General features: G+C 44.3%; 14 protein-coding genes. 2 read left to right on the forward strand and 12 right to left on the reverse strand.

Annotated features, from left to right (window positions below; all coding sequences use genetic code 11):
- Window positions 1-44: 44 nt before the first annotated feature.
- Both L4D05_RS18100 and L4D05_RS18105 read right to left on the reverse strand, forming a co-directional pair.
- On the reverse strand, window positions 45-1,616 hold the full coding sequence (locus L4D05_RS18100; protein ID WP_428753485.1) for a BCCT family transporter: 1,572 nt from the start codon (window positions 1,614-1,616) through the stop codon (window positions 45-47).
- Window positions 1,617-1,941: 325 nt separating this feature from the next.
- Window positions 1,942-2,415, reverse strand: a complete 474-nt coding sequence (locus L4D05_RS18105; protein WP_428753487.1) for a MarR family winged helix-turn-helix transcriptional regulator — start codon at window positions 2,413-2,415, stop codon at window positions 1,942-1,944.
- Between the two features lie 383 nt (window positions 2,416-2,798).
- On the opposite strand from L4D05_RS18105, the gene L4D05_RS18110 reads away from it, so the two are divergent.
- The gene (locus L4D05_RS18110; protein WP_428753594.1) at window positions 2,799-4,391 is read left to right on the forward strand and encodes a BCCT family transporter; all 1,593 of its coding nucleotides are present in this window, start codon (window positions 2,799-2,801) and stop codon (window positions 4,389-4,391) included.
- A 97-nt stretch (window positions 4,392-4,488) separates the two neighbouring features.
- Here the strand turns inward: L4D05_RS18110 and L4D05_RS18115 are convergent, their stop codons facing one another.
- The 6 genes from L4D05_RS18115 to L4D05_RS18140 form a co-directional block, all read right to left on the reverse strand.
- Entirely contained in the window at window positions 4,489-5,124 is a 636-nt protein-coding gene (locus tag L4D05_RS18115) for a response regulator (protein ID WP_428794829.1), read from the reverse strand.
- Window positions 5,124-6,473 carry a cache domain-containing protein gene (locus L4D05_RS18120; RefSeq protein WP_428794830.1) on the reverse strand — a complete coding sequence of 450 codons (1,350 nt, stop codon included), beginning with the start codon at window positions 6,471-6,473 and terminating at the stop codon, window positions 5,124-5,126. Before L4D05_RS18120 ends, L4D05_RS18115 begins: the two co-directional genes overlap by 1 nt.
- 107 nt (window positions 6,474-6,580) lie before the next feature.
- On the reverse strand, window positions 6,581-7,864 hold the full coding sequence (locus tag L4D05_RS18125) for a TRAP transporter large permease (RefSeq protein WP_428753491.1): 1,284 nt from the start codon (window positions 7,862-7,864) through the stop codon (window positions 6,581-6,583).
- Between the two features lie 11 nt (window positions 7,865-7,875).
- On the reverse strand, window positions 7,876-8,430 hold the full coding sequence (locus L4D05_RS18130) for a TRAP transporter small permease subunit (protein WP_428794886.1): 555 nt from the start codon (window positions 8,428-8,430) through the stop codon (window positions 7,876-7,878).
- A 196-nt stretch (window positions 8,431-8,626) separates the two neighbouring features.
- Window positions 8,627-9,721 carry a TRAP transporter substrate-binding protein gene (locus L4D05_RS18135; RefSeq protein ID WP_428753493.1) on the reverse strand — a complete coding sequence of 365 codons (1,095 nt, stop codon included), beginning with the start codon at window positions 9,719-9,721 and terminating at the stop codon, window positions 8,627-8,629.
- Window positions 9,722-10,212: 491 nt separating this feature from the next.
- Window positions 10,213-10,626 carry a MarR family transcriptional regulator gene (locus L4D05_RS18140; protein WP_428753495.1) on the reverse strand — a complete coding sequence of 138 codons (414 nt, stop codon included), beginning with the start codon at window positions 10,624-10,626 and terminating at the stop codon, window positions 10,213-10,215.
- 229 nt (window positions 10,627-10,855) lie between these two features.
- Here L4D05_RS18140 and L4D05_RS18145 point away from each other — a divergent pair, with 229 nt between their 5' ends.
- Entirely contained in the window at window positions 10,856-11,533 is a 678-nt protein-coding gene (locus L4D05_RS18145; RefSeq protein WP_428794831.1) for a DUF2982 domain-containing protein, read from the forward strand.
- 35 nt (window positions 11,534-11,568) lie between these two features.
- Here L4D05_RS18145 and L4D05_RS18150 read toward each other — a convergent pair whose 3' ends face one another.
- The 4 genes from L4D05_RS18150 to L4D05_RS18165 form a co-directional block, all read right to left on the reverse strand.
- A complete protein-coding gene (locus L4D05_RS18150; protein WP_428794832.1) occupies window positions 11,569-12,222 on the reverse strand; it encodes an MBL fold metallo-hydrolase in 654 nt (217 codons plus the stop codon).
- A gap of 78 nt (window positions 12,223-12,300) precedes the next feature.
- The gene (locus L4D05_RS18155) at window positions 12,301-13,962 is read right to left on the reverse strand and encodes a L,D-transpeptidase family protein (protein WP_428794833.1); all 1,662 of its coding nucleotides are present in this window, start codon (window positions 13,960-13,962) and stop codon (window positions 12,301-12,303) included.
- Between the two features lie 88 nt (window positions 13,963-14,050).
- Window positions 14,051-15,154, reverse strand: coding sequence for a DUF1513 domain-containing protein (locus tag L4D05_RS18160; protein WP_428794834.1), 1,104 nt, complete (start codon window positions 15,152-15,154; stop codon window positions 14,051-14,053).
- The gene (locus L4D05_RS18165) at window positions 15,135-16,202 is read right to left on the reverse strand and encodes an imelysin family protein (protein WP_428794835.1); all 1,068 of its coding nucleotides are present in this window, start codon (window positions 16,200-16,202) and stop codon (window positions 15,135-15,137) included. The genes L4D05_RS18160 and L4D05_RS18165 overlap by 20 nt, the downstream gene beginning before the upstream one ends.

Here is a 16,202-nt window from a genome sequence, read left to right on the forward strand (position 1 = left end):
GTTATTTAGAATTCATATACATCAACATACATAGATACTGTTCACTATGTGCGTTCTGTTTTCATACCCATAAGTAGACTCACACACATTGCCAGTAATATAAAGGTAAATGGCAACGCTGATGAAATAGCACCCGCTTGCAATGCTTGGATGGCTTCACTGCCACCAATCCACAATAACGCGACCGCAATAGCACCTTCCATAAAGGCCCAAAATACGCGTTGAATAACAGGTGCATCAATTTTACCACCAGCAGTAATGCTATCGATCACCAAAGAACCGGAATCCGAAGAAGTGATAAAGAACACCAGAACAAGGATCACGGCAATGACAGACAGTAGCGTGCCCATTGGTAGCGAATCAAACATTTCAAACATGGCGAGCGGCACATCACGCAATCCATTTGCACCCAGCGTACCCACTTGATTAACCACTTGGTCAATGGCAAGGCCGCCAAATACAGACATCCAAATAATAGTCACAGATGTCGGAACAATAAGTACAGCTGTAATGAACTGCCTTACTGTACGTCCTTTAGAAACGCGAGCAATAAACATACCGACGAATGGGGACCACGAAATCCACCAAGCCCAATAGAATACTGTCCAACCGTGCATCCATGCTTCATCATCTCGACCATGAGGATTACTCAATGGCACGATATTCTTCAAATACGCAAACAGGGTATCAGGAATCGATGCGAACGTTACCGCGTATCCAATTAAAGCAACTAAAGCCAAGAGAATAAAAGCAACGATCATGTTGATATTACTGATGACCTTAACACCACCATCAATACCACGTAATACCGAAACAACGGCAAGCAAAGTCACGACCGCGATAACGATCACTTGCAACGTCATACCCGATTCCACACCAAAGACATGATGGATACCGCTTGCTGCTTGCTGTGCACCTAAACCAAGAGAGGTCGCTAATCCAAATAAGGTCGCAAGAACGGCTAGGATATCAATGATATGTCCTGCCCATCCCCACGCTCTATCGCCCAAAATAGGATAGAAAACCGAGCGCATTGAAAGAGGCAAGCCTTTATTATACGTAAAGAACGCAAGAGATAAGGCGACAACACCGTAGATTGCCCATGGGTGTAAACCCCAGTGGAACATAGTGGCGCCCATCGCCAGCTCGCGAGCCTGTTCTGTGTTGGCAGCCACGCCTAACGGCGTTTCATAGAAGCCAGTAAAGTAAGCCACTGGCTCCGCGACACTCCAAAACATAAGACCAATGCCCATACCAGCGGCAAATAGCATCGCCAGCCAAGACATAAATGAATAATCTGCCGTTGCGTCTTTACCACCTAAGCGTATCTTGCCAAATGGCGAAACAATCAAGCCCAAGCAGAAGATAACAAAAATGTTACCAGCCCACATAAATAGCCAGTCGAACTTATTTATGATCTGCCATTTAATTCCATCCAACGCATTTTTCGCTGTCTCGGCATCGACAACCACAGCCAGCACTAGTAACAGCGCAATAAAACCTGCACTCCAGCCAAATACCGGGTTGTGCACGTCAAATCCCCATTTTTGGACATTATCTTGCCCAATTGTATAGTCAGTACTGTCAATACTGTACTTATCAATACCTTTTGTCATCGTTCCTCACCCTGACGAACTGCTATCCATCAAAATATTTTGTGTACTAAGTAATACCAAAAATCCGCATCACACAGACTGGGCTATCACTCAACTTTTAGTGCTACGAAAGTTTCAGTTTAGCAAAAAATGTCTGATTTATCATATAGTCTTTGCCATTAGCACGTTATCCATCGTCGACTACCGCAAAGTATAGACTATTTAGATGTCAAATTATTGATACTAAAATCGACCCTGTTAATCGCTGACTTACGAGCACAAAAAAGCCCACAATACTTTTTCAGTAATATGGGCTTAATGCGTTATTATTCGGGCGTAGACAACGTTAGTTTTTCGCTATCGCATCTATTTGTAATACTGGCGCGGCATCGATGCCTTCCGCATTCATCATCGATGATATTCTTTGGATAGAAGATAACAACAAGGTTTGCTCCCACACCTCAAGACTTTGAAATTTCTGTACGAAGCTGTCTTGGAGTGGCAAAGGGGCGCTATCAAGCACTTCAGTGCCTTTTTCTGTTAAAACTGCATGAACTTTTCGCTTGTCTTGATGGCTTCGTTCACGTCTTACATAATCGTTCAGTTCTAGACGGTCGATAATAGTCGTCGCTGTCGCCTGACTAACATTGGTATAATTCGATAACTCACGAATGGTTACATTCCCTTTTTCCCTGATTGCCTTCATCAGCACCAGTTGCGGCCCAGTAAGTCCGCACTCTTTTTTTAATTTTTTCGAATGTAAATCGATGGCTCTTATTACTTGGCGTATCGCCACGAGCACTTCTTCGTGTTTTTCCAATTCTTTATTCCAAATTAGCGATTATCCGTTGATCCCTGCGTTGTAACACATTCATACCAATGATGCATCTCAATCACACCTATAAACCGATCGCGGCCACCATTGACTCATTATTAGTGTTTAAAAAGGTGCGCTTACGCGCTCCCTTGACAATGCACTGTAACCCTTGGTCGCACTTACGTTTACTGCGGTTATTTTACCGATAAAAACACAGAAAAAACAGCCTATTTCATTAGAGCTAAAACGGTTAGTGCTCTATACAGTTTGTCTATTCAATTTAGTCCAAAATGCGAGCAAAACAATGAATATCTTCCCATTTATAATTACTTTTGTTAGTATTCCGCCGAATTTTAGTTAGAGCTCTAAGTAGTATCAGAGGAATGATGAATAATACTAAGGACAAGTATAGTATTGAAAATACTGACTATACTGTTGGGCAAGACAATGTCCAAAAATGGGGGTTTGATGTTCACAACCCTGTCTTCGGCACCAGTGCAGCACTGATCGTACTGTTTCTCGTCGCCCTTCTCGTCGTAGACCCAGCCACTGCCAAAGCCACACTCGATGGCGCTAAATGGCAAATCATCGGCGCATTCGACAACTTATTTATGTGGGCTGGCAATATCTTCGTGATTTTTTGCCTAGGCCTCGTCTTATCCCCTTACGGGAAAATTCGCATTGGTGGTGCTAGCGCAAAACCTGACCATTCAACCCTATCTTGGATCGCGATGCTGTTTGCTGGCGGTATGGGTATTGGTTTGATGTTTTGGGGGGTAGCTGAGCCTGTTGCCTATTTCACAGGTTGGTATGAAACGCCACTAGGTGTTGAAGCTTATACTGAAGAAGCTCGTAAAGTAGCACTAGGCGCAACAATGTTCCACTGGGGTATTCACCCATGGTCCATGTACGCAGTTGTGGCACTTTCGATGGCCTTCTTTGCCTTTAATAAAGGTTTGCCTCTTTCAATGCGCTCAGTGTTCTATCCACTACTTGGTGATAGAACGTGGGGGTGGTTTGGTCACGTTATTGATGTCCTTGCTGTGTTAGCGACCCTATTTGGTCTCGCGACATCATTAGGTCTTGGGGCACAACAAGCGGCCAGTGGTATTGGGCATGTATTTGGGTTTGAAGCCGGTACTTCATTACAACTCGTCGTGATTGCCTTTGTGACTGCTCTAGCAATTTTTTCCGTTGTTCGTGGTATTGATGGGGGTGTAAAGCTACTGAGTAACACCAACATCTTGGTTGCTTTCGTGCTATTAATTGTTGTTATTGTGGTATCAATTGCGACGTTCTTCGGCTCACTAGGCACGACTATTGTCGGCTACGTAGAGAATATCATCCCACTGAGTAATCCTCACGGTCGTGAAGACGAAGCTTGGATGCACGGTTGGACCGTATTCTACTGGGCGTGGTGGATTTCATGGTCCCCATGTGTTGGCATGTTCATTGCGCGTGTTTCTAAAGGACGTACCGTACGTGAATTCCTGACAGCCGTTATTGTCATCCCGACAACCATCACCCTATTTTGGATGGCGGCGTTCGGTGGCATGGCAATCGACCAAGTGATCAACCAAGTCGGTGAGCTCGGCCAAAATGGATTGACCGATCTAACGTTGTCACTGTTCTATGCATACGAAGCACTACCGATGAGCACCATTTTGTCGGTTATCTCTATCATCTTGATTATGGTGTTCTTCATTACTTCGTCAGATTCAGCTTCACTGGTTATCGACAGCATCACTGCTGGCGGTAAAGTTGATGCGCCAGTACCACAGCGTGTGTTCTGGGCAACAATTGAAGGTGCAATAGCTGCAGTATTACTATGGGTTGGTGGTACAGAGGCAATTCAAGCACTACAAGCTGGCGCGATCTCAACTGCGTTGCCGTTTACGGTTATTCTGCTGGTTATGTGTGTCAGCCTATTGAAAGGCATGCGTACCGAGCTGCAAGTGCATCAACATAGCTACGCGTAACGCTATACTGTCATAATGTAAAAACGTAAAGACCCGCTTTCGCGGGTCTTTTTCTGTCTAGCGTCACTGCTCATATCAATAATGTTCACTCTCTGCCCTATCCCAAACCATGTTCCAGTGCGTACTTTGCCAATTCAGCTGTCGAATGTAAGTCCAACTTATGTTTAATGTTCTGCCGGTGCGTTTCTACCGTACGATAGGATATATTGAGCACCTGCGCTATTTTCTTGCTGCTACTCCCCTGTGCGACTAATTTCAACACTGACTCTTCTCGACGACTCAATGGATTTGTCTTGCTCACGGCTGGTGACACCTCTTGCGAAAATAGCGTTTGTGTGACGGACTCACAAAAATAGGTAGAACCTTGTTTAACCGTTTTAATGGCTTGAACCATTTTTTCTGCGGAGATTTCCTTTAACATATATCCCACAGCACCTGCCTGCATCACTTTCATAATATACTCACGGTTATCATGCATAGTGAGCATTAAGACCTTGGCTTCAGGGCGCTCTTCTTTTAGTAGCTGTGTTGCCTCTATGCCGTTCATAATTGGCATACTCACATCCATTAGTACCACATCAGGCTGATAAGATTTGACGACATCTATCGCCTCTAGCCCATTACTTGCCGTTGCAATCACATCAATATCCGGCTCTCGCTCAAGTCGAGCGATGAAACCTTCCAAAACCACCTGATGATCATCCACTATCACCACTTTGATCGGTTCATCCATTATTCCGTTCCTTCTAGCTTCAGCAAGACTGTGATTTCTGTACCGGCTCCATAATCACTCAATAGTTCAAACTCGCCGCCAATAAACTCAACACGCTCTCTCATATTACGCAAACCGATGCCGCGCGCTGCCATTGCATTAGTCACATCAAAACCAATGCCATTATCACGGATCATTAATTGCAACACATTACCGAACTGTTTGAGAAACACGGTAACTTGCGTCGCATCGGCATGCTTTTCTATGTTGTTTAATGATTCTTGTACAACACGATACAAGGTCGTTGCCACCTCTGATTTAAGTTTAGATGCTTGTGTATCCAGCACCAGTTCTGTATTCGCATGAGAGTACGTTTTAAAATCTTGCAGTAAACTGGAAATTGCCGCTTCCAGTCCGATATCATCTAAGGCGCTGGGTCTAAGATGGTGAGAAATTCGCCTCACTTCAATAATCGCTTCTGACAAAGAAGACTGGGACTTACTCAAATGCCCTATCGAGCGAACATCAATATCCTTGGTATCCATCAACTCTAAGTGACACTTACTAGAAACCAACAATTGGTTTACCCCATCGTGTAATTCTCTGGCAAGGTGCTTTCTTTCATCCTCTTGAAACATCACTGTTTTGTGCGCTAGCTCCTTTAAGTTCTTATCCGCCAACTTATGCTCATGCCAATTCACAGCTAAGGTCAGTACAATAATGACGGCCACCGTCACCGAAAATATCGTCACAATAGAAAACATCGTGGTTGCTATATTTTTATCGATAGCAGCACGAAGAACAGCGACCTCTCTCGCCACGTCCTCAATATATAGCCCCGTGCCAATCATCCATTCCCATTTATCTAGCCAAGCCGCATAACTAAGCTTGGTCACGGTTTCACCAGTGGACGGTTTTTGCCACAAATACTGATGAAAACCTCCCCCAGCCTGAGCTTGGAACAGTAATGTCTCGATCAAATAGTTACCGTCTTGGTCTTGTAACTTGAGTAAATTCCGACCGACCAACTCTGGTTGTATCGGATGGACGAGGTTAGTCCCGGTTTTGTCGTAAGCAAAAAAATAGCCATCGGTCCCATAACGTAGCCTATCCAAAATTTCCCTTACCTGTGCTTTTGCTTCGGACTCTGACAGATCAGGATCATTGTAGGCGTATTCGATAGCATCAAAGGCTAATTCAACACTGTCTTTCAGCGCTGATTCTTTTGAACGAATTAAGCTCTCGCGGAAAATCTCGATTTCTTTTTCGCCAAAGGATTTGGCTTGATGGAGGGCTATCCAACTCACGCTAGCCGTCAGAATAACTAACGGCAGCAACGTCAATAAGATAAGTTTGGCTTTGAGTGGCATAGAAGTCCCTTCTAACTACAGCCGCCTATAAAGGCAATGCATCCCTTAAGACACATTACCACGGCGGCTAAATAAATGAACTTCCTTACGCCACAACGGTAATTGGATCACATTCCATAAAAGGATGGGAACACTAATAGTGACGCTAACACTAAGATTTGAATAGCAATAAATGGCATGACACCACGGTATATATCTCTTGTCGTCACGCCATCTGGCGCCACCCCTTTCAAATAGAACAAACTAAAACCAAATGGAGGCGTTAAGAACGAAGTCTGTAGGTTCATTGCGACAAGTATGGCAAACCACGTCATATTGATGCCCATGATTTCAGCAACGGGCGCGATCATCGGAACAATAATGAAACAAATTTCCACAAAATCGATAAAGAAACCTAGAATCAAGATCACCAGCATAGTGATAATAAGGAAGCCCCATTTCTCACCGGGTATCTCTAACATCCACTCTTCCACGAGCATATCGCCACCGGTATAGGTAAACGCCATTGAAAATGCTGTCGCACCTAACAGAATCGCAAACACCATCGCGGTTACTTTCACCGTTTCTTTTGAAGCTTCATAAAGCATACGGAAGTTAAACTGGCCATAGGCAAGGGACAGTACAATTGCGCCTGCGCCCCCGAGAGCAGCAGACTCTGTCGGAGTTGCAACCCCTGCAAATATTGACCCTAGAACAATCACAATCAACGCCAGTGGCGGTATGATCGCTTTCAACGCTGTTTTGACTTCTTGAGAGCGAGAAATAGACTCATCTCTAGGAATAGGTTGTGCGGCTTCTGGGTTAAGTTTTGCATAAATCAGGATATATAATACATAGGCGCCCACTAACACCAATCCAGGCCAAATTGCCGCCTGAAATAAATCACCAACCGGCACACCGAGTACATCCCCAAGCAAGATCAGAACAATCGAAGGCGGAATGATTTGACCCAATGTACCAGACGCACATATGGTGCCACACGCTAGCCCTTTGTCGTAATTGTACTTCAGCATAACCGGTAGGGAGATAAGCCCCATAGCTACTACTGACGCTCCTACAACGCCTGTAGACGCTGCAAGCAATGCACCCACTAGTACCGTTGAAATAGCAATACCACCACGCACACCACCAAATAGACGCCCCATTGATTCAAGCAGTTGCTCTGCCAACTTAGTTTTTTGTAAAACCAAGCCCATGAAAACAAATAACGGAACCGCCATCAAAACGGTATTTTCCATAATAGATTGGATGCGGTATGGCATGAAAGCAAACATTTCGATGCCTTCTGCCCACACGCCAAATATTAGCGCGATACCTCCAAATGTGAAGGCCACTGGAAATCCTAACAGTAGCGCAAACAGCGCTACAAAAAACATGACTATGCCGATCATAGAAACAATCCTTATTCTTTAGAGTCGGTTGAATTGGCGTATATCAAATGAGGGTTGACCAGCTTATTCAGAGAGTGGAGCACGAGCCCTACTCCACTGATCGCCATGAAGAAGAATGAAAGAGGGATCATAGCTTTGATTACCCAGCGATACGGCAAGCCTCCTGGATCACCTGACGTTTCACCTAGTGCAAAGCTTTCTTTGGCAAAATCAATGCCGAACCAAGCCACGAGTAAACAGAATGGGAAAAGAAACACAAAGGTACCGATCAAATCGATAATAGCGCGCGCTTTTATCGACAGTCGTTCGTAAAATACGTCGACCCTCACGTGGCCTCCAGCTTTAATCGCGTATGGAACACCAAGTAAAAATACCGCTGAAAATAGGTGCCACTCCATCTCTTGAAAGGCAATCGACACGTCGTTAAATACGTAGCGCATCACCACGTCGTACACGACGTTTGCAAGTAGTAATAAAAACAAAAGACTCGACACCACTCCCAGCAGATCGCTGACTTTGTTAAACAGTCTCTCTATATAAATTAGGCTTCGCATACCAGACTCCATCCCGCGACTCATATTGTTTTATTTATGTGTAGAGTGCGTAAGTATTCAACATTGAACATCGGACAATAAATTTTGATGACAAAAGAACGCTCTGCGAGCATCTCGTCACTTTATCGTTAATAAGATTAAATAGGTGTAAAACTGAATTCGGAACTCATCGACAGGAGAAGTGGCGCATAGCGCCACTTCAAAACTGTTAATCATCAAATTTATTGAGGTAAGCTTTAGAAGCAATATCCGTCCATGAACGAACTTGCTCTAGATAAGCAGCTTGAGACATTTGAATCTCTTTCGCTGTTGCATCTTTCGCAGCATGCTCTTTTAGCAATTTGTCGTTCGCGTCACGCAATGCATCGATAACTTCGCGTGGGAAATCCTTCACTTTAATATCTGGGTAATCCGATTGGATTGTTGCCCAGTTTTTACCGCTTTCATGGGTCGATTGGATATACATATCGTACGCGGCTGTTTTCATTGCAATTTGTAGGATAGCTTTCAGGTCATCCGGCAACTTATTCCAGGTACGTTTATTCACAAGGAATTGAAGCTCCGTTGCAGGCTCATGCCAGCCTGTATAGTAGTATGGTGCGATTTTGTGGAAACCCATACGTAGATCTAGAGAAGGCCCTACCCACTCAAGAGCGTCGATTGTACGACGTTCTAGAGACGTATAAAGCTCGCCCGATGCGATATTCGTTGGTTTTGCACCAACTTCTGCCAGAATTTCGCCCGCGAAGCCTGGTATACGCATTTTCAAACCTTGTAGGTCTTCAACACTATTAATTTCCTTTTGAAACCAACCGCCCATCTGTACATCGGTGTTACCACCTGGGAATGACATCATGTTATGTGGCGAGTAGACTTTTTCCATCAACTCCATACCACCACCATGATAGAACCACGCGTATTGCTCGGGTGCCGTCATACCAAAAGGCATCGTAGTGAAATACAGTGTGTTCGGTACTTTACCTTTCCAGTAGTACGACGCCGAATGACCCATATCATATTGGCCAGACTTCACCATATCAAAAACACCGAAAGGCGCTTTATGTTTATTTGACGAGTCGATACGAATTTGCAGTCGACCATTCGACATTTCTTCGGCCATCTTAGCCATATTTTTTGTGGCATCGCCAAAAATAGGGAAATTAGGTCCCCATGTCTCAGCAAGCTTAAGGCGATATACTTTGTCGGCCGCATTTGCCGTAGTCGCAACAAAGGCTAAGCAGGTTGCCGCAACAATAGCTGTGCTCTTAAGTGCACGAGTGACTGATTTCTTGATTAGACTCATTTTCAGTTCCTTGAGTAGTTTCTTATATGGAGTGACATCCGAACACCCCAAGTTTCACGTTCAAGGTAACTATGAATCTAATTATCAATATCTTGTATTCGTGCGACCACGCATTCTCCCCTCCACACAAACCTAAGTTCGACCTTTGTATTACGTAGTAATACGTAGGATATTTGCGACTAATAGACGTAACCCATTATATTTCAATGAATTGCCATAGCTCTCACGCCAATAAGAAAAGTTACTACGTACGTATTTACCCTCGCTAAAAATTACAGAAATGCTACGCAACTCACAACAACTGCTAACAAATAGAGCGCTATAGCAAAGTAACAACAGCAATGCATAAGCAAGTTGGCGCGTTTAATCCAAGAGAATACAGCAAAGTTTAGGAAGGCTATTTAATTGTGGGGCGTGAGATAGGTCGTGATGCAACAAGATCAAAAAAGCCCCTTAACCGGGGCCTTTTTGACATTGAATAAAGTGAGGCATTACTGCGCTTTGTAGATCACTTTATTACCAGCAAGCTGCTCTTTCGCAACTAAGCCTTCTTCTAGTAACTTCTTAAGAGCACCCGTTGCCCAAGATGCTGCTTTAGCGTCTTCTTGGCCGGCTTCTTGGCCAATCCCTTTAGGGTTGATACCATCGGCGTGCTTAACAACAATATCTAATACTTGCTGCTGCTTAGGAGTTAATGCTACTTCAACTTTTTTTGTCGCAGTTGCTTTTTCAGCTACAGGTGCTTTTTTTGCTACCGGTGCTTGTTTAACTACAGCTTCTTTTGCTACAGATGCTTTTGCTACAACAGATTTTTCTGTTTTTGTTGCAGCTGCTGTATTCGCAACTACCGCTTTAATGCGCTTTTGCAATTTTGATTGCACTTTGCGCTTATGAGCAAGTTTCATTGAGTTTTCTCTCCATTTCACTGCGCTGTAAGCAGTGGTCAAAATTTGAAGCGCGTTTTATACCAAAATTTTGACAGCTTTTGTAGAGGCATGACACAAAGCGTCACGAAAAATGCCGACTTTCAACGTTTATGACTATTATTTAAACAATAATGCTGACATTTTTCGAGCATCATATAACGTCATGTGCATGACTGCTTTTTGCTATTAAGGGTGCTATTTGTAATCTATGAACAGTATTCACATAAGTAATCACCACTATTCTTTGCACTCACCCATACTACGAAAAAGTGTGGCTATCGCTGCGCTTATAGGATTCGCAATTGTACTTTTCTCACCGAATTGGCAACTGTCGCTTGTTGTTATTACTTTACTGGTCATCGCCCTAAGTTTCACTTACTACACCATAGTAAAAAGCCGGGTTACCTTTACGTTAACCGCGACTCATTTTCAACAGCATATGTTTAAAGGCGGCTGGGCACTTCGTTGGTCTGACATCGAACGTATTGGGATTTGTAGTCACCATCATGATGGTTGGCATACTCCACTTCCTTGGATTGGTCTACGAATTAATAATTACCAAGCTTATCTCAATGCTATTTGTCCACGGATCGCGACGGATTTGCTACTTAGCCAGCGCGCCTTGCTTTATCTTGGGCTGCAGCAAACATCTCCACAGACGACCTTTGAAGACATTGTGCTGGATTCCACACCATTTATCGATTGCGATGGTTCTGAGTATCATGGCCTTATGGCAATGCTTGCCAATCGCATGAAGTATCAACGCGAGTTCTTTGGTTACGATATTTTTATTTCGGAAGCAGATTTGGACAGAAGTGGGGAGGAATTTGTAGGACTGACCCGCCGCTACTTAGCAGCAGCGGATCGTGACATGTTCGAATCGTAACTATGCCATTTTACATGCGAAAATTAGCTTAGTGCTCAGTAAAGCGGCATCTCATCAGCAACAAATGGGTTTGATACTCTTTCATGACCAAACGTAGACTCTGGTCCATGGCCAGGAACAAAAGCAACGTCATTACCTAAAGGCCATAATTTTCCTTTAATCGACTGGATCAACGTTTCGTAGTTACCTTGTGGGAAATCCGTTCGACCGATACCACCTTTAAACAACACATCGCCAACAAATGCTTGTTTCGCAGCATTGTTAAACAGTACAACGTGGCCTGGAGTATGACCTGGAGTATGAATGACGTTTAAAGACTGATTACCAAATGTGACAACATCTCCATCATCAAGCCATTGATTAGGTTCAAAAGCTTTAGTCAGAGGGAAACCAAACATTTGACTCTGATTTTCTAAGCCTTGCAGCCAAAAATTATCAGCCTTATGGGGACCAACAATTTCTACACCAAGTGCTTTTGAAAGAGGCTCAGTTCCACCAACATGGTCAAGATGCCCATGGGTGAGCACTAATTTTTCTACTTGAACGCCGAGCTCTGCGATAAGCACTTGCAGTTGTTCAATGTCTCCGCCTGGATCAATCAACACACCTTTCATGGTTTCATCACACCAAACAATGGAACAATTTTGTGCAAAAGACGTCACGGGCACGACTTGATACTTAAGACTCATCGGAAATCCTACTATTCAAAAAAAGTAGCGAGACTATGACATTGTCTATAAGCGATGACAAGTCAGTTACTGCCCTCGCTAGTTTTTAATCAGAGCCGTTTCAGTAACACTCCCTCTTCTATTGTCATACTGATACACGTCGGCTCTAAAGTGTGCTTTACCATCTTCAAGCCAAGCCGTTTGATAAATAATATGGACAGGAATTCTATTTTTAAATGAAATGGCTTTGTTGTCTCGATACGTCGATAAGTCGTCAAGTAGCTTTCCCTGATGTTCTAATAATACCTGTGCAAACTTATCAGCATGCTCAACTCGAATACAACCAGAGCTATAGGCACGACTGCTTTCATTAAACAGTTGTTTGCCGGGGGTATCGTGCAGAAAAATCGCCCGTTCGTTGGGGGTGTTAAACTTATATTGTCCTAATGCATTCAACACGCCTGCTTGCTGCCTCATTCGATAAGGAAACTGTTTAGGCTGAACTTCTTTCCAATCTATCACCGTAGGATCAACCGTGACTCGGTTATGCCAACCCTCGAGAATTTCAATACGCTGTGAAAACAGGTACGTTGGATCATTCTTAACTTTAGGGATGATGTCTTTCACCATAATTTTCCAAGGCACATTCCATGTTGGATTCACAATTAACGAATCCATCTTGGTTTCAAAAATCGGTGTGGGCCTCGTTAACCGCCCAACAATCACTCTCGATTCAAAACGTGCCTCACCTTCGCCCCAATATTTGAGTTCAAAACTAGGTACATTCACCAAAATAATATGCTCTCTCTGCTGAGGCCAGAGGCGTGAACGTTCAGCATTAAGCGCTAACACTCTTAACTTCTCTTGCGCAGGCATATTTAACCAATGCAGTGTATTGGGTCCAATAATACCGTCATCCTCAAGACCATAAAGCCTTTGAAACTCCTTAATGGCGTACTCTAAAGATTGGTCAAACATCCCGTCTTCTCTTACGTCGACATAAAGCTCAGATTCTGCAAGGCGATCTAACAAATGGATATAGGGTTCAGGCTCAAGCTTATCCCCTTTTCTGATTAGCCCGACTTGTTCGTATGCCGTCAGCTCAATTTGGGATTTGGCTAATAAATCTATATAGGCATTTTCAAAACCTAATTGCTGTAGCATGGGCGGTGATAACGAGAGCAAGTAATTAGCTAATGTGTTGTTCTCGATAGCAAGTAGGAGTTGATGGACTTCCGTTGCCGATGGCCTTGGCAACGCATCAATTAAGCTTTCAGAAAAATACCACTGCTTACCAAGTTCTGGGACAGCAGCAATATAACTGATGTACAGCAGTAAGGTGTCGGTCGCGGCTCGATCATATTCATCAAAATGCCCCGTCTGATACAAAGACTGCATATGTTTTACTCTTTGCTCAAATAAGGGACTAAAACCAGCCAGGTTAACCATTTCTAATTGCAGGTTTAATTGTGCGTTGAGCTCATTATTGGACCAAATTTTTTGACTATTTGTCTCGTTATAAACGTAATCAACTAACGAGCCATACAGTAAGATCTCAGTCACTGACTTTTTTGATATGGATGATGGTAGGCTTGGTGCTGAAGGCGCACTGCGTTTGTCATAATAGGCAGGTTGTACGGTTGCCGCGATCGCAGCAACCGTATCCCTTTCATTAATATCTTGATCGGGGGCAGCCCACACCTGCGCTGCCACTAAGCACACCACTCCTGCTGTCACCACGGAAAATAACTGCTTTGACATCTAGCCACTCCCTCTCTCTAGAGTTTAAGTATGGCAGATCTCACCGTCTCAACATGACTAATTTACAGGCAAACTCCCTCCGTCTCATTTATGTGATCATCTTCCAGTGGTTATCCCATTGGATCGGAGAATGCAGCATTTTAACCGTCAAATCGGGGGCGATTTGCACCACTTTTCCAGCGCCTGAGCTGATGAAAAAATGCTCATTTTTAATCACGACGCCTGACGCGTCTGGCAGTACTTTGATTTGTAATAACTTCAGTGTCTTCTTATCCCATATTCCATAGCAGTTGCCCCTAGGTGATGTGGCAACAATATGCTGTTTATTGGCTGCAATGCTGGCAACATAGTGATTAAATCTAGCCCAATCTTCCGGTTCTCCACCTAACTCTTGCAGCGGTTGCCCTCGCTTGTGCGAAGCGACAAGCGGGACATACGAGTCAGCTTCGCCACGGTATTGCTGGCCTGTCAGTATCGTATCATCATCATCGTGAGCAAGATGACGAATACTTTTTCGATGCTCCTTAAGCGACACTTGCTCTAGCAACTCACCAGTGGCACTAAGGTACGCTAGACTCGGGGTCATCGTGGATAAGTTTAGTGGTGTACGCCCATCAGTATGCACACCGCCAACGCCAACCACCAAAGTGTCGTCTCGCGTAATGATCACTTCATGTGGTCCTTTGCCAAACCCGGTAAACTCTTCAACTTTTTTATAGCCTTGCTGTGTATCGTATACTCCAATAATGCCACGGCTAGATGAACGTTCCCCTTCTGTTGCATATAACCAGCGACCATTAGAAGAAAAAACACCATGGCCATAAAAGTGGCGTTGTTTAGATGCTAGGATAAGGGATGTCATTTCACCGCTTTGGTAGTTAAATACCATAGCGTAAGTGCCAGGCCTTCGACCAAACATTACCGCCAAGGGCTGATGAGGATGTATAGCCACACCGTGCCCTCGACCGGGCAGTGGTAATTGATGAACCGGTTGAGTGCCATTCGCAGCAATGACGACGTCGAATTCTCCATTGTGACGGATAGAGCCACCAATCAACTGGGGAGAACGTCGCGGCTCTAACACTGAAGAAGCAGCCGTACTGCAGCCCGCTAACCACGTAGGAGCCATTGCGCCCATCGCTCCTAAGCGTATTAAGTTTCTCTTGGTTCTATCAATCGCCATCAGTTGCATTAAACCCTATCACGACACCCAACTTTATCGCCGCTTCTTCACTCATTAAGTATCTAAGCTGCTCAAGTTTGTTATATTGGTTTAACACCATTCGGTAACCATCTTTGTTTTGCAGTAACTCAAAAAGACTAGAGGACGCAGGCCAAGTTTCTAGGATGCTTTTAAACTGGTGGTCAATTCTCACTGCCAGCTCAGATGCCCCCGATTCACGGAGTATCAAATCAAGTCCTTGCCCATTAGCCATATAAAGCGACTGCAAGGCTTCCACATTGGCTCGTAAATGCATCATCGATGTCTGAGAGCGCCAAGATTCAGAAAAGTACGGTTTTGCTGCCCCCACTTTCGCTAAAGGGCGTGACAATTTTTTCATGCTGTAATCCAACTGATTGGTCAGCAACGCTAAATATTCAGCCGTCCAAGCTTTGTCATCCAATGCGCTCCACGGGTTTACCGACCATGCCTGCACGATGACTCCCGAACGTTCCGTTAGTGCTCCAGTTATGGCAATAAGTAGTGAGCAGCTTGATGACGGGTTGGTTTCCAAATTAGATTTTGGATCAAATAGTAGCCATTCGACGGCACCTAATCCCTGCACAGTGACACTCTCATCTTTTATCGCAGAAACAGACCAGCTATCTCGCTGACTCGCGGCCGTCATTTTGCGCCCAGTCGTGTTTTTTTTGTCTGGCCAAAACTGAATATTCCAATTTTGTTCTAACGCTTGAGTGGGCCCTCTTTCTTGTCCCTGCAACCACATCCATTGCTCCATCCCTTTCTGCCAAGCACGCTCAACAGAAGCAATGCTCTCGGTTTGCTGACAATATGCTTGAGATTGCTGGTACAAACTGTCCATGGCGAGGTTGAATTGCATGGCCGATTGGTGCTCAAGCTCATAAACATGTTGGCTAACATGGTGTGTCTGTTCGGGCTGAAGAGCTTCAGGCGGAGAAGATGCACTCCGCTGCACCTCGCTTGTCGCGCCGCAACCTACTAAAAGAGCTGACAACATCATCGCTAATAGACCCATTATCGATACAGGGTATTTCAT

This window comes from Vibrio nomapromontoriensis (assembly GCF_050337205.1).
GTDB lineage: Bacteria > Pseudomonadota > Gammaproteobacteria > Enterobacterales > Vibrionaceae > Vibrio > Vibrio nomapromontoriensis.

What these genes read in the sequence shown, in the direction of transcription:
- L4D05_RS18100 (WP_428753485.1), bottom strand. Translation starts at nt 1,616, where the DNA reads ATGACAAAAGGTATTGATAAGTACAGTATTGACAGTACTGACTATACA.
- L4D05_RS18110 (WP_428753594.1), top strand. Translation starts at nt 2,799, where the DNA reads ATGAATAATACTAAGGACAAGTATAGTATTGAAAATACTGACTATACT.
- L4D05_RS18115 (WP_428794829.1), bottom strand. Translation starts at nt 5,124, where the DNA reads ATGGATGAACCGATCAAAGTGGTGATAGTGGATGATCATCAGGTGGTT.
- L4D05_RS18120 (WP_428794830.1), bottom strand. Translation starts at nt 6,473, where the DNA reads ATGCCACTCAAAGCCAAACTTATCTTATTGACGTTGCTGCCGTTAGTT.
- L4D05_RS18125 (WP_428753491.1), bottom strand. Translation starts at nt 7,864, where the DNA reads ATGATCGGCATAGTCATGTTTTTTGTAGCGCTGTTTGCGCTACTGTTA.
- L4D05_RS18130 (WP_428794886.1), bottom strand. Translation starts at nt 8,430, where the DNA reads ATGGAGTCTGGTATGCGAAGCCTAATTTATATAGAGAGACTGTTTAAC.
- L4D05_RS18135 (WP_428753493.1), bottom strand. Translation starts at nt 9,721, where the DNA reads ATGAGTCTAATCAAGAAATCAGTCACTCGTGCACTTAAGAGCACAGCT.
- L4D05_RS18140 (WP_428753495.1), bottom strand. Translation starts at nt 10,626, where the DNA reads ATGAAACTTGCTCATAAGCGCAAAGTGCAATCAAAATTGCAAAAGCGC.
- L4D05_RS18145 (WP_428794831.1), top strand. Translation starts at nt 10,856, where the DNA reads ATGAACAGTATTCACATAAGTAATCACCACTATTCTTTGCACTCACCC.
- L4D05_RS18150 (WP_428794832.1), bottom strand. Translation starts at nt 12,222, where the DNA reads ATGAGTCTTAAGTATCAAGTCGTGCCCGTGACGTCTTTTGCACAAAAT.
- L4D05_RS18155 (WP_428794833.1), bottom strand. Translation starts at nt 13,962, where the DNA reads ATGTCAAAGCAGTTATTTTCCGTGGTGACAGCAGGAGTGGTGTGCTTA.
- L4D05_RS18160 (WP_428794834.1), bottom strand. Translation starts at nt 15,154, where the DNA reads ATGCAACTGATGGCGATTGATAGAACCAAGAGAAACTTAATACGCTTA.
- L4D05_RS18165 (WP_428794835.1), bottom strand. Translation starts at nt 16,202, where the DNA reads ATGAAATACCCTGTATCGATAATGGGTCTATTAGCGATGATGTTGTCA.